This window comes from Evansella tamaricis (assembly GCF_019042215.1).
GTDB lineage: Bacteria > Bacillota > Bacilli > Bacillales > Salisediminibacteriaceae > Evansella > Evansella tamaricis.
This window is the reverse complement of sequence record NZ_JAHQCS010000072.1, coordinates 1-21,310: the sequence shown is the minus strand read 5'-3', so window position 1 is coordinate 21,310 and position 21,310 is coordinate 1. Positions and strand designations below refer to the sequence as shown.

Genomic DNA, 21,310 nt, shown 5'->3' with positions numbered 1-21,310 from the left:
TCCGAAGTGACCCGCAGTGAGTAGGCGCTTGTGCTAGACAATGAAAAGCACAAGCGCCTATGGTCACGAGCGCAGGGCAGTGGAGGAATGACAACAGAAGTCCGCTCTTTGACTTCAGTTGTCACTTCCGAAGTGCCCCGTAGCGAGTAGGCGCTTGTGCTAGACAACTTGCCCGAAGGTGCAAAAACTTCTAAATTCTTACCCATTTAGAAAAGGAGTGATGTATTATGACTGTTGCTTCCCAAGTTAAACAGTGTGTTGCAAGTTTAAAATCCGTGGAAGCAAGCCTAAATAACCTTGCGATTCATTCACGAGATGAACAGGCCTCTGAAACATTCCGAGAGACATGCCAAATAACAAGAAAAGTAATATCTGATTTGGAAAACCGTGTGGGAGAGTTAGAATTTCAGGAGCCACAATATAAAGGTTTCTAATAAAGAATATTTTAGAGCAGTGCTTAAAAAACACCACTGCCGTGAAAATATCTTTATAACAACTACTTAATTACGAAATGAAAGGGGGTAACACGATGCAAGGGTGGTTAGAAGTCGTGCTTCGTTCCCTCGTAGCCGTTATAATCTTGTTGTTTCTATCCCGAACGTTTATAAGAAAATCGATGGCACAAGTAACTTATTTTGAATTCGTCTCGGGCATTGTTATTGGTGCAATCTTAGCCATTGGTTCCATTCATTTGCAAGTACCTATTGCTTATCCAATAATGGGACTAATTATTTGGGCAGTTGTTTCTTATGGCCTCGGATGGCTTTCCATCAAGAGTCAGACTGTACGCAATTTTGTCCAGGGAAGAGGTATTCCTCTAATTAAAGACGGAAAAGTCCTTGAAGATAATTTGAAAAAAGAAAGATATTCCACGGATGAGCTCTTAAAACAACTGCGGTCTAAAAATGCCTTTCAAGTAGCTGACGTGGAATTCGCCGTACTAGAAACAAGTGGTGATGTAAGTGTCTTATTAAAAAAAGATTACCAACCTGTGACACCTAAAGACATTCAACTTAAAGTTGCACCGATTAAAGAGCCGGAAACAGTTATTATGGACGGGAAAGTACTCGATGAACCTTTAGCTACGATCGGGAAAAACCGGCAATGGCTTGAAACTGAGTTGGAAAAACAAGGTGCTGCCATTGAAAATGTGTATTTGGGGCAAGTGGATTCCTATGGACAGCTCACCATTGATTTGTTCGATGACAAACTAAAAGTCCCCTCCCCACAAGAAAAACCTTTATTATATGCTACTATGAAAAAGTGTCAGGCGGACCTTGAATTATTTGCCCTTTCCACTGACAATCAGGAAGCAAAACAAATGTATACCGAACATTCGAAACAAATGGAAGCAGCCATTCAGAGAGTCTCCCATCTTCTTAAGTGAATAAATTGTTGGAGGTTGTACCTTGTCAAGTTGTAAAGATAACCGCTTGACTTATTCGCGTCAGGTTGAAGGACTAATCTGACGCGATTTTTGCATACTGATTACGTGGATATTTCACTTTTATCCGAAAACCAATTCAGTATGGAACAGTCTCCTTCCTTTAACCATGTACTCATCCGTTCAATGTCTTTAGAGAAAACCCTGTCTTTTTCAAACTTTGGAACAACATTTCGACCAAGCCTCCACATTTCCCCTGTTTTCGTTCCTAGATTCTCAGGCCCTCTGTATTCAATGGCTTGCATGGCACAAATGATTTCAATCGCCAACACCTTTCTAGCATTCTTAAGAATGTCATAAGCATGTCTTGCACCGATAGTCCCCATGCTGACATGATCCTCTTGATTCCCAGAGGATGGTATCGAATCCACACTTGCCGGATGAGCTAATGTTTTATTTTCAGATACTAAAGAAGCAGCCACATACTGCATGATCATCGCCCCAGATTCCAATCCAGGTTTTGCACTTAAGAAAGGCGGGAAATCATTTAACTGCGGATTAACAAGACGTTCAATTCGACGTTCAGATATATTGGCTAGCTCTGCCACTCCTATTTTTAAGAAATCCATGGCTAAGGCTATGGGCTGCCCGTGGAAATTTCCTCCGGATAAGATTTTTGCCCCATGGTTAAAAACAAGGGGGTTATCCGTTGCAGCATTCATCTCTGTTTCCAGCTTTTCTTTCACATACACCAATGTCTGACGTGATGCCCCATGAACCTGAGGGATACAACGCAACGAATAAGCATCCTGTACTCTTACCTCCCCTTGATGTGTAATTAGTCTACTTCCTTTTGTATAGCACCTTATTTTTCTTGCCACTTCCAGTTGTTCCTGATGTCCTCTAGCAAGGTGAATCTCTTCATCGAAAGCATCAATAATTCCATGCAAAGCTTCCAGCGTCATCGCACTTATTACGTCTGCTTGTTCTGCCAGTATTTCCGCCTCCAAAAAAGCAATTGCCCCCACAGCAGTCATGGCCTGTGTTCCATTAATTAAGGCCAGTCCTTCTTTTGCATGAAGAACAATAGGTTTCAAATTAACTTCCTCTAATACTTCCAATGTTTTTCTCTGTTCCCCTTGGTAATATACTTCTCCCTCACCAATCAGAGTGAGAGCTAGATGGGCTAAAGGCGCCAAATCCCCACTTGCCCCAAGAGAGCCTTGGGAAGGGATAACAGGATTAATCTCATAATTAAGGAATGAGAGGAGTTGATCAATTAATTCTGGTCTGACACCGGAGTAGCCTTTTAATAGCGTATTTACTCTTAGAAGTATCATTGTTCTTGAAATTTCCACATGGAATGGTTCCCCGACACCGCAAGCATGGGAATAAATTAAATTTTTCTGTAACGTCTCCACATCCTTGCTGTCGATTTTTACATCACTCAATTTACCAAACCCAGTATTTACCCCATAGACGATTTTTCCATTATGAACAATCGCATCCACCGCATCTCTCGTTTCCATTACTTTTTGTAACGCATCCTTACAAGCAACAACTTCTTCCTTTTCCCATATAACACGTTTTACCTGTTCCATTGTTAAAGTATTGCCTGTCAGTGTAATCATTTTTCTCCCACCTTTTCCAGTTCATTGTTTCATCGTAATAAAGCAGAAAAAAAGCAGTGAAGGAAAATCCTTTACAGATTTTTCTTCACTGCTAGTATGAATTTATTTAATTTAATCCGTTTATAAAAAGGACCGTCCATTGGATCCACTCTTCCCTTCTATGTCTTACTCCCATCATATGTGAAAACAAACATTTCTGTCAATAACTTCAATTTTCGACTACTCTAGCAACAGATAGTACGATAAAATAATGATATCTACCTTTAAAAGAAAGGCGGGACTACACAATGGAGTTAACCATTCTAATTGCGGATAGGGATAAAGCAGAAGTAGATGGAGTAGAATGGTTTATTAAGCACTCCTCCATCCCATTTGAAACAATCTATAAAACTTATAACGAAGAAGATACGTTACAACTCATCCAACAAAGAAGACCCACTATCAATTTGATCGAATTGCAAATGATTCAGAATCATTCTATCTTCCCGCTCCTGGAATTAACAGAGAATACAGAAATGCAAATCATTTGTACCTCCACGGAAGCAACATATGAACAGGCCATGAAAGTCATTCAATTAGGCGCAGTGGACTTAGTATTAAAACCACATACACCAACACGCCTTTTGTCATCTATAAAAAAAGCCTATAAAAAACTGGAAATTTTCCCTTTAATCCGTACCCAGCATGTCAACCAATCCATCGAAACACCTAATCAGAAACTAAAGGAACCAATATCATATGAACAGCTTTTTCACCAGGACCTTTCCATTTCATTACCCACTCAAGTACTTGCCTTTATACCTGAAGAGAAAGAATGTCTTTTAAAACTGAAGAAGAAAGTAGATACTTTTTTTAAAACCAAAGTAATAGAAACCTTCTTATTTTCCAATATGATCGTTTGCTTTAAGAGACCCTCCTCACATTTTACACTGAAGGAGGAGGCAAAGCTCTTTCTAAATCAATGGAATGTAGTTTTGGAGCCACTTTCTGTTATCCTTCATTCCACATCTGCAACTGAAAAAACAGTACATACTCTTTATGAGGAACTAAAAGAAATGACAGAAATGATTTTTTACCATGGGAAACGGAGTATCCTTTCGTATGAAAGACCATTGTCCTGGAAAAAAGTTGATCCGTTCCTTACCTCCCATGAACAAAGGAAATGGATTGATATGTTAAACCAACAGGATCTTTCAAAAATAAAAGAAGAACTTTACGATAGTTTTCTAAACCTATCGTCCCCATACCCTTATCCTAATAGTATAAGGACCAAAATGACGAGTATTTTAGCTCAAGTCCGACGTTATATGCAGGTTTACCGATGCGGCTTAGAAGATTCCTTTGAATCTATGTATTATGCCATACTGGAACAGCCTGTATTATACGGAATCGTTCAAGACCTTGTCTTGTTTATCCAACAAGTTTTTGAAGAAGTAAGGGTGAAGGAAGAGCATTTTCATTACGATGCAGCAGAACAGGCCATCCGGTTTCTGGAAAGAAACTATTGGAATCCGGGAATTTCTCTAGAATCCGTCGCCCGTTCTGTTAACCGTAATCCGTCTTACTTAAGTCACTTATTCCGGCAAAAGACTGGTCACACTTATAGACAGAGTTTGTTGGATATACGATTAAAGGAAGGGAAGAGGTTATTAACAGAGACATCCTTGCCGATTCAAGAGATCGCATCCTTATGTGGTTTTGAAGAATCCACTTATTTCAGCCGTTGTTTTCATAGAAACTTAGGGATGTCACCAAGAAAATACAGATTAGATCATAATAGTATAAAGGGGGAGAAGAAACATGAAGATTAGACCGGCAGTAATTGGTGATGAGAAACAAATTGCATCTGTGCATGTGAAAAGCTGGCAATCAGCCTATCGTAACATCCTGCCAGATGATTTCCTATCTGGACTATCGGTAGAGCAGCGGGAAAAAATGTGGAGAAGTGCTCTTGAACGCCCCCTCAAAGAACACGGGGTTTATGTGGCAGAAGATTCTTGCAGTCAAATCATCGGTTTTGCCAATGGTGGACCAAACCGCTCAAAAGATAGTTACCCTGACTTCAAGGGGGAATTAAATGCAATCTATCTCCTTGAAGAGTCTTGGGGAAACGGTACAGGAAGTCAACTGGTTGAGGCAGTAACACACCACCTAAAGGGAAATGGTCTCACTTCCATGCTCGTCTGGGCCTTTGCAGACAACCCTCCAGCCAGGAAATTTTATGAAAAGTTAGGTGCAGTATTTCTCGGTGAAGGAACAATAAATATAAACGGAATTGAATATGGAGAAGTTGTTTACGGTTGGAAAACCATGCCTTTCTAATACTGGCATGGTTTTCTTGCTTCGTCCCCCTAATCCCTAATACCACCTAAAATAAATACATCTCACTAAAGTAAATACCATTTTTTATGCCGTTCTTTCTTGATTCTCATATTTCCCCTAAGAAAACTATCCATTTTCCTGAAGTACTTCTCTCTGATTTTCTATCCCCTTTCTTTATACTTAATAAGAAAAGCGCAAGCGCCTATGATCACGAGCGTAGGGCAGTGCAGGAATGACAACAGAAGTCTGCTCTTTGACTTCAGTTGTCACTTCCGAAGTGCCCCGTAGCGAGTAGGCGCTTGTGCTAGACAATTTCCGAAAGTGCCAAGACTTATAATATTTTTTAAAAAGAAGAAAGAAGGTGAATCCAAATGGAAAAGAAGATCATTCGAGCGAATACAGGTACAACTCTTGAAACAAAAGGATGGATTCAGGAAGCAGCTCTTCGGATGCTCCGCAATAACTTAGATCCGGAAGTGGCTGAAAATCCTGATGACCTTGTTGTTTATGGAGGAATAGGGAAAGCAGCACGAAATTGGGAAAGTTATGAAACGATTGTTACCACTCTTAAACAGTTAGAAAATGATGAAACACTACTGATTCAATCAGGTAAGCCAGTCGCTGTATTTAAGTCCCACACTAATGCACCGAGAGTGCTCCTCGCCAACTCCAATCTCGTTCCTGCTTGGGCCAACTGGGATCACTTTCATGATTTAGAAAAAAAGGGGCTGATGATGTACGGTCAAATGACAGCAGGCAGCTGGATTTATATCGGAAGTCAAGGGATCGTTCAAGGGACATATGAGACCTTTGCAGAACTGAGCAGACAACATTTTAATGGCACACTACGGGGAACCATTACGCTCACGTCTGGACTCGGGGGAATGGGAGGCGCACAGCCACTAGCAGTTACAATGAATAATGGAGTTTGTATTGCCATCGAAATGGACCAAACTAGAATTCAACGCCGAATAGATACTCGTTATCTTGATTATCAAACGGAAAGTCTGTCAGAAGCGATTCAAATGGCCAGGACTGCCAAAAGCGAAGGAAAGCCATTATCTATCGGACTTTTAGGGAACGCAGCCGAAGTTCTTCCAAAAATGATAGATTTGGAATTCATTCCAGATGTATTAACGGATCAAACATCTTCCCATGATCCGTTAAATGGATATATACCTGAGGGGCTGACACTGGAAGAGGCGACCATCCTTCGAAAACAAGATTCAAATTCATATATTCGAAGTGCGAAATCCAGTATCGCAAAGCATGTTAAATTTATGCTTGAAATGAAGCAAAAGGGATCTATAACTTTTGATTACGGTAATAACATTCGTCAGGTTGCTCTTGATGAAGGAGTAACGAATGCCTTTGATTTCCCTGGTTTTGTTCCAGCTTATATTCGACCACAATTTTGTGAAGGAAAAGGGCCTTTCCGTTGGATTGCACTTTCTGGTGATCCAGAGGATATTTATAAAACGGATGAGATCATCTTAAATGAGTTCTCTGATAATACTGCACTTTGTCATTGGATTAGAATGGCGCGGGAGAAAATTCAATTTCAGGGTCTTCCTTCACGCATCTGCTGGCTTGGATATGGGGAAAGGGCTTGTTTCGGGAAAATAATTAACGACTATGTTGCATCAGGTGAAATTAAAGCACCGGTTGTGATTGGACGTGATCATCTCGACTCAGGTTCAGTAGCTTCCCCAAATCGCGAGACAGAATCTATGAAGGACGGTAGTGATGCCGTTGCCGATTGGCCCATTCTAAATGCTCTCATCAACAGTGTTGGGGGAGCAAGCTGGGTTTCTGTACACCATGGGGGCGGTGTTGGAATGGGGTACTCTCTCCACGCAGGGATGGTCATTGTTGCCGATGGAACGAAAGATGCGGAATCCAGGTTGGAAAGGGTATTAACAACTGATCCTGGAATGGGAATTGCCCGCCATGCAGATGCAGGTTATGAAAAAGCTTTGAAGGCAGCGGAGAGAAATGGGATTCGTTTGCCGATGATAACACCTAGTGGGAAGGGAGAATAGAGATAATGAGTTATCTATTTATAGAAAATGCCAACGAAGTCATAACCGTGAAAGGCCATTCGGACAAACCAGCCATTAAGGGAGCAATGAACGAAATAGGTATCATTAAAAATGGTTCTGTCCTTATAAAAGATGATAAAATACTGGCTGTTAACACTACTGATTTTTTAAAAACTATGTATCAAAAGGAAATTTCCGAATCAGTTGTTGTTGACGCAACCGGTAAAGTAGTTGCACCAGGTCTTGTTGACCCCCATACTCATTTAGTTTTCGCAGGAAGCAGGGAAAACGAATACAACATGAGGCTCCAAGGAGCGTCATATATGGACATCATGGCTGATGGTGGTGGAATTCATGCAACTACAAGAGCCACAAGGAAAGCTCCTTTCGAGGAAATGTACAACGAAAGTATCCGTCGACTTGATAAATTTTTAGAGCACGGGGTTACCACCATCGAAGCCAAAAGTGGTTATGGGATGGACTGGGACGTGGAAAAACGCCAACTTGAAGTGGCACAACAATTGAATTACGATCATCCGATTGATATTGTCCATACCTTTATGGGTGCCCATGTTATTCCACAGGAATATCAGGAAAAACCGGATGATTTTGTTGATCTCGTTATTCAGGAAATGATTCCAAAAATAGCAGAATTAGGATTGGCGGAATTTAATGATGTATTTTGTGAACCAGGAGTATTTACACCTGAACAATCCCGACGGATTTTACTGGCAGGAAAAGAGCATGGTTTACTTCCTAAAATCCATGCAGACGAAATTAAACCATATGGAGGAGCAGAACTGGCAGCAGAGGTGGGAGCTGTCTCTGCAGATCATTTATTGAAAGTATCCGACAAAGGATTGGAACAGATGGCGGCAGAAGGGGTAGTTGCAGTTCTATTGCCTGGCACTGCCTTCTTTCTGATGACAGAAGTGGCAAACGGGCGGAGAGCCATTGATGCTGGTGTTCCTGTAGCGTTGTCCACAGATTGTAACCCTGGTTCCTCCCCTAGTACATCCATGCCTTTCATGATGAATCTCGCCAGTTTAAAAATGGGAATGACACCGGCTGAAGCGATCACTGCTGCTACGATTAATGCAGCACACGCCATAAAAAGGGGAGAGCAAATAGGCAGTATTGAAGTTGGAAAAAGGGCAGACCTTGTTATTTGGGATCTTCCAAATCATATTCAGTTCTCATACCATTATGGGGTCAATCACACCGATACGGTAGTTAAACGGGGGAAAATCGTATACTCAAAAAAGAGGGTGGAACGATGACAACATCTATTAGAGGAATGACTCCCCCACCTTTCCTTTGGATGAAGAATAAAGATGGAAAAGATAACAGCAAAGTTCATGAATGGATTCAATCCATTACAGAGGTACCTGTCCATTCGCTGAATCAGGCGGATGCCGTTATAATAGGCATTCCCCTTTCCCGTTCTTCCATCAGTGCGTCTGCTGCTTCCGAATTTCCCGATGCATTTCGTAAGTCGTGGAAAGGGTTTACTACCTATAACATTGAAGAAGATGTAGATTTAACTTCATTATCTGTCATTGACCTTGGGGATACTGAACAGCATGTTACGGACATTAAACGATGCCATCATGCCATTGTAGAAGCGGTGAAAGATATAAAGTATCACTACCCAAATCCACTTCCCATTTCTATCGGTGGGGATCATTCCATCACTGCTCAAGTGATTCGAGGGTTAAAGGAGACATTTCCGCAACAATCCATCGGTATCATACAATTCGATACCCATTTCGACTTGAGAGATCCTGGTGTACTTGGCCCTGCGAATGGGACTCCTATCCGCCTTTTAATTAATAATGGATTAATTGAAGGAGATAACGTATACAATATTGGGCTTCATGGGTTCTTTAACACAAAAGACTTGAAAGAGTACGCTGATTTACATCACATCAATTACTTTACGATGCAGGATGTAAACAAAATGGGGATCAGCACTGTCGTAAACAAGGCATTAGACGAACTCTCACGTAAAGTTGATATGATCTATGTAACTTGCGATATGGACGTTCTGGATATGGCCTATGCCCCTGGAGTGCCTGCTGCAACACCCGGTGGTATGTCAACCAGAGAACTATTTGAAGCAATTACCATCACAGGAAAACACCATTCCGTTGGAGCAGTTGATATCGTCTGTTTAGACCCACAGAAAGACCTAGCCCATATGACCGTTAAAGCCGGAACTCATGTCTTCTTGAACTTCCTGACTGGCCTTGCGTTACGGAAAAACAGACGCGCGTAGTTAAGAAAAGCGCAAGCGCCTAAGAAAACGAGCGTAGGGCAGTGGAGGAATGACAACTTGAAGTCCGCTCTTTGACTTCAGTTGTCACTTCCGAAGTGGCTTAGGGACTGTAGAAGTGGAAAAGCACCACTTTTTCAGTTCCCATGAGAGTAGGCGCTGGAGCTAGACAATAAGAAAAGCGCAAGCGCCTATGGTCACGAGCGTAGGGCAGTGGAGGAATGACAACTTGAAGTCCGCTCTTTGACTTCAGTTGTCACTTCCGAAGTGCCCCGCAGCGAGTAGGCGCTGGAGCTAGACAAGCTCGAAGGTGCCAAAACTTATTTTTTTCATTTAAAAAAGCTAGAACACTTCTGACTTTGAGGTGTTCTAACTTTTCGTTTTATCTCAACTAATTTTCAAAAAAGTATTCAATATCATCTTCATATTTTTCTAAGATTGATTGATACCACTCATCGAAATGTTCTTCTACCCAATCCCGACGCTCAATAGCATTCAATTCATCAGGAGCCTGATTTTCCACCGCTTCCACTTCCATCATTTCCACATACATACTTTTTTCAATTTCTTCCCTGACGATAGTATCTACATATTCTTCTACTGACATGGAATATTCCCCTGCTTTACCTTCAAAAAACTCCTTTGTTTCTCTTGGAGCTTCCTCCTCTAAGTAAGTCATAAAGGATTCCACTTCCCGATCCACATCTTCCTTTGGTACTTCTAGCCCTAACTCCTTAGCCTCCAGAATGACAGCTTCCTGGAAAACATAGTTTCTTGCCACCTCAGGGATATAAGTATCTCCCACATGGAATAACTTCCTTAAATCCTTCACATATATGTCGTTTCCTTGAAACGAGGCGATGACATCATCCTCATTATACTGGCTACTACAACCAGACAAAAACAGAATAAAAAGTATGGCGATTAATGTTACTTTCTTTTTCATCGATTTTCCCACTTTCAGAGAAATTCTCTCTTTTCTTGTTATTTACTAAGCTTACTAATTTGAACTTTGTTTTTCAAGGAAACGTTTAAACTGTAGTGTTAAACAAATAAGCCTGTTCCTATAAGAAAAGGTACAAGGCTAAAAAGTACTTTAATTATCTATCACCGCATAGTTTATTCGTCGTCCCTCACTCTCTCTAAGTACCAACGTTCATGGAATGAACCTCGGCGCCTTGCCTTGTCTTCCCTTAATGCCTCAAGCTCTTCTTTAGAATATCCATGGTGTTCACTTAAACAATAGATAAGTTCTAATAAATCAGCTAGTTCCTCCAAAGATTGTTCCGCATTACTAGCCTCAAGATACTCTGCCAGTTCTTCCTGAAGTTTCTCTTTAGCCTCCAACTCAAATTCATTGGATTCAAGTCTTCTCACATCACACTGCGCCCCATTTGCACGAATAATTTCGGGTATTAAATCCCTAACTAACTTATTATATACTGGCAAATCTATCTCCCCCCAACGATATTATTCCTGCAGGATATCCACATTCTCTTCTTTTTTACCCTTTTTTGAATAACTGTGATATTTAGGTTGCAGCAATAAAAGCAGCAAAAGAAAGTACGATTGGGAGCACTACTGAGTGCATTCCAAAAGGATTTGGCCAAAAATTATGAATAAAAATATAAGCGCTAACCCCCATTACCATTGAAGCTAATGCCCCCCATTTATTTCCCTTACTCCAATATAGTCCAAATATTAGTGGCCAGATAAAAGCGGCTTCTAACCCGCCAAACGCAAAAAGATTTAACCAAATAAGTAAATCCGGTGGACTTAAAGCCAATCCAAATACTAAAACACCTAATATCGCAGTAACCCCAAAGCTTATTTTCCGGACCCGCTTCATAGTGGCATCCGGTTTAATGTAATTTAAGTATACATCTTTTACCACTGCGGAACTCACAAGGAGAAGCAGGGAGTCAACGGTACTCATTATGGCTGCAAGTGGTGCAGCTAAAACTATTCCAGCTAACCAAGGCGGTAGGACTTCCATCGTGATAAGAGGCATCACTTGGTCTGCTACTTCAATTCCTGGAAGTATCGGACGGGCAAATACACCAATTAAATGCATACCAAGCATAATAAACCCTACCACTATCGTCCCAATAATAAGCGATCTATGCATGGCTTTGGCATTCCGATAAGACATTGCCCTGACAGCAACCTGAGGCAATGCCACAACACCCACACCAACTAGAATCCAAAACGAAGAAACATAGGCCGGTGTTAAGCCCCCATCATGACCAAACGGTGTTACAAGATTAGGATTCTCTGTGATGAGGTCATTCATGATATTTGTAATTCCGCCTCCAGCGATGATTGTCCCAATTAATATGATTAATGTTCCAATAAACATGACTACGCCTTGGATGGAGTCCGTAATCACAACTGCCCGAAATCCACCAATGATGACATAGATCAACACCGCCACTGCAAAGATAAAAAGGGCTGTCGTATAGGGTAAACCAGTAAGTGATTCAATAAGCCATGCGCCACCAACCCACTGAGCAGTCATCGCGGAAAAAAGAAAAATGATAATACTAAATGCAGAAAACAGTACGACCGGTTTACTATTATAACGTTTCTTCAAAAAATCGATTAAAGTGATGGCATTGTATTGCCTTGCCATAATCGCAAACTTTTTCCCTAAGATCAATAAGACAAAATACCCTGTTGCCACTTGCGACATAGCCAAAAGTACCCAGCCTAATCCTTGTGTATATGCTGCCCCCGGTCCACCAAGGAAACTACTAGCACTTCCATATGTAGCCACCATTGTCATTGCAAGAATAAAGCCCCCAAGTTCCCTGCTCCCTAAAAAATATTCTTGAAGAAATGTACTTTGTTTTTGGCTAAGCGTTCGGGATGACCAAATTCCTACAGCAAAGATGAGAATTAAGAAGATAAACAATGACACAAGAACCGTTATACTCATTCGTCCTCCCCCCTGTCGGTTTCTTCAAAGGAGACTTCTACTAAAAAGAATTTAACGATGAAAATAACTAATGCAACGTCAATAATAAAACCTAATACACAACTATAAAAAAACCATGAGGGTAATCCTAATACATACGAATACTCTTCAACTGGTTTGGAACCTAATCCATAAGCAAAGCCATACCACCAAATAAAATTAAAAATGACAAGTCCCACACCAATAAGTGCTTCACGATTAGCAATTCTAAATCTGTCATCCTTGTTATTCCTATCATTTTCTTTGCTCATTTTCTTCAACACCTTTTTTAAAATGAGGTCGCCGAAAACCATCTATTTTTATGAATTCCTTACAGAGCCATAAATTCCTTCTTCCATCTCCATAAATTTTCAGAAAAGTAACAAAAAATATTTAATGAATACAAATCTAATGATTTTTCCCCTTGATAGGGTTCTCTCATTGATGGCAATAAAAAAGAACTGGATAGCCCTTATTTTACCAACATTCTCAATTACCATACGATTCATATTTAAACGCAAACCGAAGTGACGCTAACCATTCTGTAGGGAATTAAAGCTATTTTTTTCAACAGCGTTTTGCCCTTCTATAATCAAAAAATACACGCCACTAATTTAAGATGTGGCGTGTTCCTTCTATCCTGTATTGTATTTATTAATTACTTCTAATGGTATATGTTGCCCTTTCCGTCGTTACAAGAACTCCATTGTCTTCGTGTTCCATTTTCAAATTACCCATTAAAGGAATTTCATAGACGCTTTGAGGTAAGTCAAATTCTCCCTCATCACTAATAATTTTTCCGTCGCCATATAAAATCAATTCTTGATCTGCCAGGTAGTCATCTTGGTCATGTCTTTCAATCGTTTTTATTGTTACATTGTCTAGAAATAATTTTATTTGATCCGAATCAGATATCTCTTGCATACCAGTCAGAAATTCCCCTTTATTAATTAGGATTGTATTTCCTTTCTTGCCTTCAAGCCATTCCGTCAGTTCAAAAATTGGATGAATCATACATACTCCCCCTGCTAAATCATTGTAACCTTACTATTCCCCACAATGATTTTTTCATGTTACACCATTCATATTTATTTCGTGTTCTGAGAGAGTAATTATTTATCTGTATACAGGGAAGGTTAACAAAGGAAGGGAGGTCTCAAACATGAGTAATCAAGGGCAAAATCACCATGTTCATGAGGAGCATTCACATAAGCATAGTATAGCCTGTGGACACACTAAAATCAGACATGGGGATCACATTGACTATGTTCATAACGGGCACCTTCATCATGAACATGAGGGACATTGGGATGAATGTAAAATTCCTGTAAGTGATAAAAATCCAGATATATGTCAAGAAATTAGCTGTGGCTGTCACCATGATGAAGATTGTGGTCATGAAATTGTTCCCCACGGGGATCATTTGGACTATATAGTAAATGGACGGCTTCATCATGTTCATGGAGATCACTGTGATGATCATGGTCCAGTAGAGATTGTGAGAATCCAGTAAGTAAGTACAGAGGCTGGGACAAAAGTGTTTAATCCATGAGAATCCGAACGAATTAATCTTTAATGCTATCATCGCCTCCGGTAATATACTTGTATTTCACGGGCCACAACCAAGTCCTCTCGTGGCAATCACTCGTCACAGTAGGTCTTTCCCGGTGTTTACGTATATTTACTTAGTGCCGTGGTAGTGTCTTGTTCCCATTCTCATTTAAACACTTTAGTTTTCCACAGCCTCTTTCTTTTTTCCCATAAATTGTTTATTATAAGGTTTTTTAACAGATAAATACCTTTCTTTAACAATATCTGAGATTTTAGATGAAAAATGTCACTATTCTGATTATAATGAAGTAAATTCAATCCAATTAAAGAGAGGTAATGGGATGGCGCAAATAGTCGAAATAGCTTATGCAAATTTATTGTCTCCAATGATATTATTTTTCTTACTTGGAATTATCGCAGTCCTTGTGAATTCTGATTTGAAGGTGCCAACCGCATTTTATAGCGGTTATACAATGATTATTCTGTTTACAATTGGTATTAAGGGGGGAGTCGAACTCAGAAACGTTTCCTTAATAGAAATGTTACCTACGATAGTGACAGCTGTCTTTCTAAGTTTGCTTATGTTTTTTATTTCCCACCTTCTTATTTCAAAGGTCTTTAAGTACCCAATAGTGGATTCCTTCGCCATTGCAGCACATTATGGATCTGTTAGTGCTGTTACTTTCATCGCTGGTTTAGCCTTTTTGGATAAAGCAGGTGTCCCTTATGAGTCTTATATGTCTGCTGTTTTAGTAATTATGGAAGGACCTGCAATTATTTTAGCAATTATCCTGTACAAACTTCATTCCCGTAGTCACGGGGAAGATATTACAAATCCGAATGCAAGTTTAAAACATGTTATTAAAGAGGCATTTTTCGGGAAGAGTATCTTTCTGTTACTGGGCGGCATCTTCATAGGATTGGTTGCCCATGTGGACGGATTAGTTATGATTCAACCGCTTTTTGGAGATTTATTTTATGGAATACTTTGCATTTTCCTCTTACATATGGGGATGATTGCAACTGAAAGTTTAACAAAAATTAAGAATATCAAACCATTGTCCTTCCTGTTCGCATTCATATTGCCTGTGATTGGGGGTACTCTCGGCGTTATCTGTGGAAATATTATTGGATTAACGACTGGAGGTTCCATGATTCTTGCTGTACTTACTGGAAGTGCTTCCTACATAGCCGCACCTGCTGCCATTGGGCAAGCAATACCAAAGGCAAATTCTGGACTTTATTTAGGTTCAGCTTTAGGGTTAACACTTCCTTTTAACTTAATAATCGGAATTCCTTTCTACTACTGGCTGGCAACCTTATTTGATAAGTTATAAGAAAAGCGCAAGCGACTACTGATTTTTTCAGTTTCTTTATTAAAAAACTGCCTAATTTAAAGAAAATTTTCCTTAAGTCAGGCAGTTTTTTTATTGGCTATGTTAAAGGATAATGTTGTTTTTTTATAAGGATGATTTTTAGTAAATTTCACAAAAATCAACATTGAACGATAATAGAGCCTTTTAATTATATGTTATTTAGTTTTATTTGAGGGCTTTCTTCCTCTGTTTCTCTAACATTTTCCTCCAACTAAATGCCAATTCTTCCACCTCTAATATTTCCATAACTGCTTTTTCGTTGTATTGATCTTGGTAAAATACAGAATTCACGAATGAAATTGGAATTTCTGAGAATCTTTTTATAAATTGTAATGGTTCAGTAGATGAAACCATTCCTTCCTTTAACACTCTCATATAAAATCCTGTAAATCCAGTTTCGATAATTCGTTGGGGAAGCTCTGCAATACCAAAACGTTTTGCCACTTTATGACATGGCATTCTTGGTTGACTCACTTGTACAACGGCCTCTCCCCATTTAAATACATCCCCAAGGCAAACTGCATTTTCAACGAGTCCCTTTACAGTTAAATTTTCCCCGAAGGCACCAGGTGTAAGCTTAATCCCTAATTCTTCTTCCCAAAAAGGATAATGATCAAAAGGATAGACGCAAATGGCTTTATCCTCTCCCCCGTGATGCTTCTTATCAGCTTGTTCATCACCGTCTAAATTATATCTTGATAAAAATACATCCCCTTCTACAGTTTCTTTATTAATTGCAGAAGTAATTGTTTGTCCGAAATTTTCGAGGAGTTGTGGTTTTCCAACGTTAACAGCGATTATATTTGCTTTTAAACGTTTCATAAAATACTCCTTCCTTATGTTTATTAAACTTGGTTGTGCTAATTCTCAGAATTATGGGATAGTTTTATCGTACTTCGACACCCTTTAGAAAACAATAACATTTGCCATTTTTCCATAGAATTATAGAATTCGAAATTTAGGATGTCCCCTCTAATTATCTTTAAATGCTTGTTTTCCTAAGATCATCATTGTTATATCATCTGAAGGTGGATTATGAAGTCCCGCCCTGACATCCCGGTAATACCTTTCAAGAGCACGATGTCTCTGTAAACTTTGTCCCCCAACAATTCTCATGGCCTGATCAACCACTTCGATGGCTGCATTTGTACAGACGGTTTTTACTACTGCTAATTCTGCTCCGAGATCCTTTCTTTTTTCGGGAAATTCATCCCAAATAAGAGCAACGTGGTACATGAAATGTCGAGCCTTCATTAATTCTAAATCCATGGTTGCTGCTTTTCTTTTCACTTCAGGTACTTCAGAGATTGGGTGTGGCAAACTATTAGGCTGATACTCTTTTGCAAATGAAATGGCTTCTTCTCTTGCTGCTGCTGCAATTCCAAGATAACACGCAGGAATATGTAACAACCATCCTTGTGGGCTCGTTCCATGCCCCGGATCTTTCGTTGCAAGAAGTTTGTCTTCCGATAGAACCACATTATTTAATATTAAATCATCACTTCTTGTCGCCCTCATCCCAAGTGTATCCCATGTTTCATCGAAGGAGACACCATTCGTCTTTCTCGGAATCAGGAACTCTCCTACCCTTTCAGCTCCGTCATTTTTAATCGTTGCCGTAATAATAATTTTATCTAAGATAGGAGCTAATGAAGTAAAGGTTTTTCTTCCATTAACAACCCAGTGGTTCTTCTCTTTTGTTGCTGTTGTTTCAGGTTTACCTCCCCGGGCTGGACTTCCTGTAGCTGCTTCTGTAGCTGCAGTATTTATTATGATATGTTCCTTGACGGCTTCCACAGCAACTTCTTTAAACTTTTCTTCTGGCCACTTATTTGTATTACGTAACTGCATCATCGTTCCATTATGCCATCCAAGTGATAATGCGGTAGCACCATCTCCTTTGGCTAGCGTTTCTTGAACGAGAAGAAATTCATATAAAGATATTTCATCTCCACCATATTTTTTCGGTACTGTTAATCCTGTAAACCCCTCTGTTTTTAATTCTTCAAAATTTTCCACAGGAAAACTGCCCGTTTTATCATATTTAAATGCTCTAGATTGAAACGGCTTTACAAATTTTTCTGCCCGTTCTATTAATAAACGATGTTTATTGTTTCTCAGAAAGATCTCTCTCGTTTTGTCCATCTTATCATCTCTCCTTTTGCATTATTGTAATACTACGTTTTGAAATTCTTCTTTTTTGGAAATAAATGATCATAGATGGATTACTATGAACTATTGTATTACTTCTTTATGTAACGTTTCAGGAAAAGTTTTTTGCTTTTCTTTAATACATTTATCAACTCTATTTTGTCAAGAATATCATAGAGAATTGCAGATTTACGAAATCTTTTCCAAGGAAATGATGAAATTTATACATTCAATCCTTTTTTCTTGGTTTTTCCCCCCATAAATCGACAGGGATGTTAGAAAAATAAAGTACAGTAATTTTGGAGGAGTTATCATGTTTTCAAATACACAAATCGGAATTGATCTTGGAACGGCAAATATCCTTGTTTATACGAAAAACAAAGGAATTGTTTTAAATGAGCCTTCTGTTGTTGCCATCGATGCAAATACAAAAGAAGTTTTAGCCGTCGGAAATGAAGCGAAAAATATGGTTGGTAAGACACCTGAAAATATCATTGCGATTAGACCACTTAAAGGGGGCGTTATTGCAGATTATCAGGTGACAATAGACATGCTTAAACAAATAATGAAAAAAGTGAGTAAAAAAGTAGGTCTTTCTTTAGGTAAGCCCAGTGTCATGGTTTGTATACCTTCTGGTTCAACATCAGTAGAACGGCGAGCCATTCATGATGCAGTTAAAGCCTTTGGTGCAAAACACGTTGAACTAATCGAAGAAACAATTGCCGCTGCAATAGGGGCAGACCTCCCTGTTGCTGAACCAATTGCAAATGTCGTTGTAGATATTGGAGGGGGTACGACAGAAGTTGCGATTATCTCTTTCGGAGGTGTTGTAACTGCCCATTCCATTCGTGTAGGCGGCGATAAATTAGATGATGATATTATTCAATATGTCAGAAAGAATTATAATCTGTTAATTGGTTATCGTACTGCAGAAAATGTAAAAATGGAGATTGGTTATGCTTTAGTAGATCATGAAGAGTTGACTATGGATGTACGTGGAAGGGACCTAGTTACAGGACTCCCAAAAACTATTACCTTAACGTCATATGAAATTCAAAAGGCAATTCGTGACCCGCTCCTTGCCATTCTTGATACTATCCGGTTAACTCTTGAAAACTGTCCTCCTGAATTAAGCGGAGACATTGTAGACCGTGGAGTAACTTTAACTGGTGGTGGCGCTTTACTAAAAGGTATAGAGTCCTGGTTGAGTAAGGAAATAGCCGTACCTGTTCAATTAGCAGAAAATCCTTTAGAAGCAGTGGCAATTGGAACTGGCCGTTCCTTAAGTATCCTTCACAAATTACAAAAACGAGCAAAATAATAGAAATATATTAGGGAACCTGGCTTGCAATTATACTCATGAGTTCCCTAATTTATTTACATCCTTTAGAATAAGTGTTTTCAGGTTTTTAAACGATCGTTTAAAGATGGTTATAACTACATTTCAACCGTAAAACTCCCCTTCTCCTCATTCCCCCAGCACATGCGGAACCTATCTCCATCCTTTATAGGACCTACCCCTGCAGGTGTACCTGTAAAAATGATATCTCCCATCCCTAAACCAAATAGTTCATGGCATTCTTCAATAATTCTTTTGAAATCAAACATCATTTGTGAGCTCTTTCCCCGTTGAACGATTTGATCTCCTTTACGTAAAGATATTTCAGTTTCATTACATGATACAACACCTGGAAACTCCCAAAACTCTGTTAGAACTGCTGAATTTCTAAACCCTTTTGCTTTTAACCAGGGGTGGCCCATTTCCTTTAATTCGGTTTGTTCATCCCTAAGTGTAAAATCGATACCTAAGGCTATTTTTCCCACTACATCCTCCACTTTAAAATCCCCTTGAATCTCTTTTGAAATTAAAATCACGATCTCTAATTCATGATGAATTTCCCCTCGATGATTGGGAAATTTAATCGTGGATCCATCAGCGATAGCGATAGCTTGGGTTGGTTTTGAAAAAATTAAAGGAGACTCTGGAATTTCATTTCCCAGTTCCTTTACATGATTAACATAGTTTCTTCCAATACAAAAAACGCTACGAATCCTCTCCAAGTTTGCTCACCCTCCGAGTTGTGTTTGTCACACCCTATTTCAGTTACTAGTTTCCTTTAATACTCCCCCTTTAAGGAGGGGGATTTCCCACTCTTTTAGTTTTTTAATACCATATCCACATGGGGGATATTATCCTCAAGGTAAATTTCTGTAATTGGTCTAAAGCCAAAAGAACTATAGAAATCACGGAGGTAGTTTTGAGCTTGAATTTTTATTTCCTTTTCTTTCCACTCATCCTGTATGATCGAAATCGCCCGAGACAAAAGATCTTTACCTAACCCTGTTTTACGGAAAGAATCCTTTACAAGGATTCTGCCAATTGACGCCTCTTCGTAATAATCACCGCCCTTAAATAACCTTGCATAAGCAGCAATTTTACCATCTTTTTCCAAAAATAGATGGAGAGCCAACTCATCCTTTCCATCTATTTCAGGGTATGGACATTCCTGTTCCACAACAAAAATACTTACTCTTTCCATTAAAATTTTATATAATTCTTCCGTTGTTAGTTCTCCAAATGTTCTAATATTCCACCCCATTTAACTGTCCCCCCTTCTATGTTGTTTTTATTGATTTTACACATTATTGGTGGCAATTGTAAAATAGATTGAATAACATAAAAGCCATCCTACATCCCTATTTAAAGGATACATAGAATGGCTTCCATTTTTTTAAAGAATTCCTAATATTGTTTTTGCATTAGTAACTTGCTCTTCTGATGGTGGTGATACTCCTTCTAACGGGTAATCAAAACCAAGCTCTTGCCATTTATAAACTCCCATCTTATGGTATGGCAATATTTCCACCTTTTCCACATTTGAGAGAGTTTGAATAAAGTCAGATAGTTTTTGAAGATCCTGTTCATCATCCGAATGACCTGGAACTAATACATGACGCACCCAAATTGGAACACGCTCATCGGATAGTTGTTTTGCAAACTGAAGAATATGTTTATTGGATACACCTGTGAGAACTTTATGTTTTTTCTCATCCATGTGTTTTATATCTACTAAAAATAGATCTATATACTTAAAAAGCTCTTTTAGCTTTTCCTGAAACAGAGAATTGTTGGAGTAACAACCTCCAGAGCTGTCAATTGTTGTATGAATACCTAATGCTTTCAACTCTTTAAAAAGCGCAATTAGAAAATCGATTTGCAGTAAAGGCTCTCCACCACTTACCGTAACACCACCGTTTGAACGTTTCATATATGGAAGATAACGCTTAATATCATTTACTAAATTCTCCACTGACATAATATTACCTTTGTCTCGATCCCATGTATCTGGATTGTGACAATATTGACAACGGAGTAAACATCCTTGAGTAAATATGACATAACGGATCCCCGGTCCGTCGACCATCCCTGATGTTTCAACAGAATGAATTCTTCCGTCCATTGAAAGACCCCCTTAATGTTTAAAGCTAACATAAAATAGTATTTTAATCATTTGCCTTTTCCAAACCGTTTGCGTCAACCATTTGTGGGCATATTTTTTAGTGAGTTCAGGAATGCCTCTTTTTGTTAAGTTTTTGTTGACAACGCTTTCTTGATTTAATG

General features: G+C 39.2%; 21 protein-coding genes. 10 read left to right on the top strand and 11 right to left on the bottom strand.

The features are described from left to right. The first annotated feature begins 227 nt into the window (after positions 1-227). The gene (locus tag KS419_RS06775) at positions 228-434 is read left to right on the top strand and encodes a DUF1657 domain-containing protein (protein ID WP_217065315.1); all 207 of its coding nucleotides are present in this window, start codon (positions 228-230) and stop codon (positions 432-434) included. Between the two features lie 95 nt (positions 435-529). Continuing rightward, complete coding sequence (locus tag KS419_RS06770) at positions 530-1,387, top strand: DUF421 domain-containing protein (RefSeq protein WP_217065313.1); 858 nt, start codon at positions 530-532, stop codon at positions 1,385-1,387. 101 nt (positions 1,388-1,488) lie between these two features. Here KS419_RS06770 and hutH read toward each other — a convergent pair whose 3' ends face one another. Then, positions 1,489-3,015 (bottom strand): histidine ammonia-lyase, encoded by a 1,527-nt coding sequence (hutH, locus tag KS419_RS06765; protein WP_217065311.1) that lies wholly within the window; start codon positions 3,013-3,015, stop codon positions 1,489-1,491. Between the two features lie 287 nt (positions 3,016-3,302). On the opposite strand from hutH, the gene KS419_RS06760 reads away from it, so the two are divergent. From KS419_RS06760 to KS419_RS06740, 5 genes are all read left to right on the top strand, one after another. Further along, a complete protein-coding gene (locus KS419_RS06760) occupies positions 3,303-4,826 on the top strand; it encodes a helix-turn-helix domain-containing protein (RefSeq protein ID WP_217065310.1) in 1,524 nt (507 codons plus the stop codon). Continuing rightward, complete coding sequence (locus KS419_RS06755) at positions 4,816-5,337, top strand: GNAT family N-acetyltransferase (RefSeq protein WP_217065308.1); 522 nt, start codon at positions 4,816-4,818, stop codon at positions 5,335-5,337. Before KS419_RS06760 ends, KS419_RS06755 begins: the two co-directional genes overlap by 11 nt. A 371-nt stretch (positions 5,338-5,708) precedes the next feature. Further along, on the top strand, positions 5,709-7,379 hold the full coding sequence (hutU, locus tag KS419_RS06750) for a urocanate hydratase (RefSeq protein WP_217065307.1): 1,671 nt from the start codon (positions 5,709-5,711) through the stop codon (positions 7,377-7,379). Between the two features lie 5 nt (positions 7,380-7,384). Then, a complete protein-coding gene (hutI, locus tag KS419_RS06745; RefSeq protein ID WP_217065306.1) occupies positions 7,385-8,659 on the top strand; it encodes an imidazolonepropionase in 1,275 nt (424 codons plus the stop codon). Then, the gene (locus KS419_RS06740) at positions 8,656-9,657 is read left to right on the top strand and encodes an agmatinase family protein (protein ID WP_246593693.1); all 1,002 of its coding nucleotides are present in this window, start codon (positions 8,656-8,658) and stop codon (positions 9,655-9,657) included. Before hutI ends, KS419_RS06740 begins: the two co-directional genes overlap by 4 nt. Before the next feature lie 388 nt (positions 9,658-10,045). On the opposite strand, the gene KS419_RS06735 is transcribed toward KS419_RS06740, so the two are convergent. The 5 genes from KS419_RS06735 to ymzB form a co-directional block, all read right to left on the bottom strand. Further along, on the bottom strand, positions 10,046-10,600 hold the full coding sequence (locus KS419_RS06735) for a ring-infected erythrocyte surface antigen domain-containing protein (protein ID WP_217065304.1): 555 nt from the start codon (positions 10,598-10,600) through the stop codon (positions 10,046-10,048). 173 nt (positions 10,601-10,773) lie between these two features. Beyond that, the gene (locus KS419_RS06730) at positions 10,774-11,103 is read right to left on the bottom strand and encodes a nucleoside triphosphate pyrophosphohydrolase (protein ID WP_217065303.1); all 330 of its coding nucleotides are present in this window, start codon (positions 11,101-11,103) and stop codon (positions 10,774-10,776) included. Positions 11,104-11,185: 82 nt separating this feature from the next. Further along, on the bottom strand, positions 11,186-12,592 hold the full coding sequence (gene panF, locus KS419_RS06725) for a sodium/pantothenate symporter (RefSeq protein WP_217065302.1): 1,407 nt from the start codon (positions 12,590-12,592) through the stop codon (positions 11,186-11,188). After that, entirely contained in the window at positions 12,589-12,882 is a 294-nt protein-coding gene (locus KS419_RS06720) for a YhdT family protein (protein WP_217065301.1), read from the bottom strand. The genes panF and KS419_RS06720 overlap by 4 nt, the downstream gene beginning before the upstream one ends. Positions 12,883-13,264: 382 nt before the next feature. Further along, positions 13,265-13,624: a protein YmzB gene (ymzB, locus tag KS419_RS06715; RefSeq protein WP_217065300.1), complete on the bottom strand. Its 360-nt coding sequence runs from the start codon at positions 13,622-13,624 to the stop codon at positions 13,265-13,267. 148 nt (positions 13,625-13,772) lie between these two features. Between ymzB and KS419_RS06710 the strand changes: the two genes are divergently transcribed. Together KS419_RS06710 and KS419_RS06705 are read left to right on the top strand one after the other, a co-directional pair. Beyond that, positions 13,773-14,123, top strand: coding sequence for a hypothetical protein (locus KS419_RS06710; RefSeq protein WP_217065298.1), 351 nt, complete (start codon positions 13,773-13,775; stop codon positions 14,121-14,123). A gap of 379 nt (positions 14,124-14,502) precedes the next feature. Continuing rightward, entirely contained in the window at positions 14,503-15,498 is a 996-nt protein-coding gene (locus tag KS419_RS06705; RefSeq protein WP_217065296.1) for a sodium-dependent bicarbonate transport family permease, read from the top strand. Positions 15,499-15,702: 204 nt separating this feature from the next. Here the strand turns inward: KS419_RS06705 and KS419_RS06700 are convergent, their stop codons facing one another. Together KS419_RS06700 and KS419_RS06695 are read right to left on the bottom strand one after the other, a co-directional pair. Then, complete coding sequence (locus KS419_RS06700) at positions 15,703-16,359, bottom strand: MOSC domain-containing protein (RefSeq protein ID WP_217065295.1); 657 nt, start codon at positions 16,357-16,359, stop codon at positions 15,703-15,705. Between the two features lie 150 nt (positions 16,360-16,509). After that, entirely contained in the window at positions 16,510-17,682 is a 1,173-nt protein-coding gene (locus KS419_RS06695) for an acyl-CoA dehydrogenase family protein (RefSeq protein ID WP_217065294.1), read from the bottom strand. Positions 17,683-18,001: 319 nt separating this feature from the next. Between KS419_RS06695 and mreBH the strand changes: the two genes are divergently transcribed. After that, positions 18,002-19,009 (top strand): rod-share determining protein MreBH, encoded by a 1,008-nt coding sequence (gene mreBH, locus KS419_RS06690; RefSeq protein ID WP_217065293.1) that lies wholly within the window; start codon positions 18,002-18,004, stop codon positions 19,007-19,009. A gap of 116 nt (positions 19,010-19,125) precedes the next feature. On the opposite strand, the gene KS419_RS06685 is transcribed toward mreBH, so the two are convergent. The 3 genes from KS419_RS06685 to pflA all read right to left on the bottom strand — a co-directional run bounded on the left by KS419_RS06685 (position 19,126) and on the right by pflA (position 21,149). After that, positions 19,126-19,749 (bottom strand): fumarylacetoacetate hydrolase family protein, encoded by a 624-nt coding sequence (locus KS419_RS06685; RefSeq protein WP_217065292.1) that lies wholly within the window; start codon positions 19,747-19,749, stop codon positions 19,126-19,128. A gap of 95 nt (positions 19,750-19,844) precedes the next feature. Beyond that, positions 19,845-20,288, bottom strand: a complete 444-nt coding sequence (locus KS419_RS06680; RefSeq protein WP_217065291.1) for a GNAT family N-acetyltransferase — start codon at positions 20,286-20,288, stop codon at positions 19,845-19,847. Positions 20,289-20,420: 132 nt separating this feature from the next. Then, positions 20,421-21,149, bottom strand: a complete 729-nt coding sequence (gene pflA, locus KS419_RS06675; RefSeq protein WP_217065290.1) for a pyruvate formate-lyase-activating protein — start codon at positions 21,147-21,149, stop codon at positions 20,421-20,423. Between the last annotated feature and the right edge of the window lie 161 nt (positions 21,150-21,310).

Excerpts from the sequence above, each read along its gene's own strand:
- KS419_RS06775 (WP_217065315.1), top strand. The coding sequence starts at position 228 with ATGACTGTTGCTTCCCAAGTTAAACAGTGTGTTGCAAGTTTAAAATCC.
- KS419_RS06770 (WP_217065313.1), top strand. The coding sequence starts at position 530 with ATGCAAGGGTGGTTAGAAGTCGTGCTTCGTTCCCTCGTAGCCGTTATA.
- hutH (WP_217065311.1), bottom strand. The coding sequence starts at position 3,015 with ATGATTACACTGACAGGCAATACTTTAACAATGGAACAGGTAAAACGT.
- KS419_RS06760 (WP_217065310.1), top strand. The coding sequence starts at position 3,303 with ATGGAGTTAACCATTCTAATTGCGGATAGGGATAAAGCAGAAGTAGAT.
- KS419_RS06755 (WP_217065308.1), top strand. The coding sequence starts at position 4,816 with ATGAAGATTAGACCGGCAGTAATTGGTGATGAGAAACAAATTGCATCT.
- hutU (WP_217065307.1), top strand. The coding sequence starts at position 5,709 with ATGGAAAAGAAGATCATTCGAGCGAATACAGGTACAACTCTTGAAACA.
- hutI (WP_217065306.1), top strand. The coding sequence starts at position 7,385 with ATGAGTTATCTATTTATAGAAAATGCCAACGAAGTCATAACCGTGAAA.
- KS419_RS06740 (WP_246593693.1), top strand. The coding sequence starts at position 8,656 with ATGACAACATCTATTAGAGGAATGACTCCCCCACCTTTCCTTTGGATG.
- KS419_RS06735 (WP_217065304.1), bottom strand. The coding sequence starts at position 10,600 with ATGAAAAAGAAAGTAACATTAATCGCCATACTTTTTATTCTGTTTTTG.
- panF (WP_217065302.1), bottom strand. The coding sequence starts at position 12,592 with ATGAGTATAACGGTTCTTGTGTCATTGTTTATCTTCTTAATTCTCATC.
- KS419_RS06720 (WP_217065301.1), bottom strand. The coding sequence starts at position 12,882 with ATGAGCAAAGAAAATGATAGGAATAACAAGGATGACAGATTTAGAATT.
- ymzB (WP_217065300.1), bottom strand. The coding sequence starts at position 13,624 with ATGATTCATCCAATTTTTGAACTGACGGAATGGCTTGAAGGCAAGAAA.
- KS419_RS06710 (WP_217065298.1), top strand. The coding sequence starts at position 13,773 with ATGAGTAATCAAGGGCAAAATCACCATGTTCATGAGGAGCATTCACAT.
- KS419_RS06705 (WP_217065296.1), top strand. The coding sequence starts at position 14,503 with ATGGCGCAAATAGTCGAAATAGCTTATGCAAATTTATTGTCTCCAATG.
- KS419_RS06700 (WP_217065295.1), bottom strand. The coding sequence starts at position 16,359 with ATGAAACGTTTAAAAGCAAATATAATCGCTGTTAACGTTGGAAAACCA.
- KS419_RS06695 (WP_217065294.1), bottom strand. The coding sequence starts at position 17,682 with ATGGACAAAACGAGAGAGATCTTTCTGAGAAACAATAAACATCGTTTA.
- mreBH (WP_217065293.1), top strand. The coding sequence starts at position 18,002 with ATGTTTTCAAATACACAAATCGGAATTGATCTTGGAACGGCAAATATC.
- KS419_RS06680 (WP_217065291.1), bottom strand. The coding sequence starts at position 20,288 with ATGGGGTGGAATATTAGAACATTTGGAGAACTAACAACGGAAGAATTA.
- pflA (WP_217065290.1), bottom strand. The coding sequence starts at position 21,149 with ATGGACGGAAGAATTCATTCTGTTGAAACATCAGGGATGGTCGACGGA.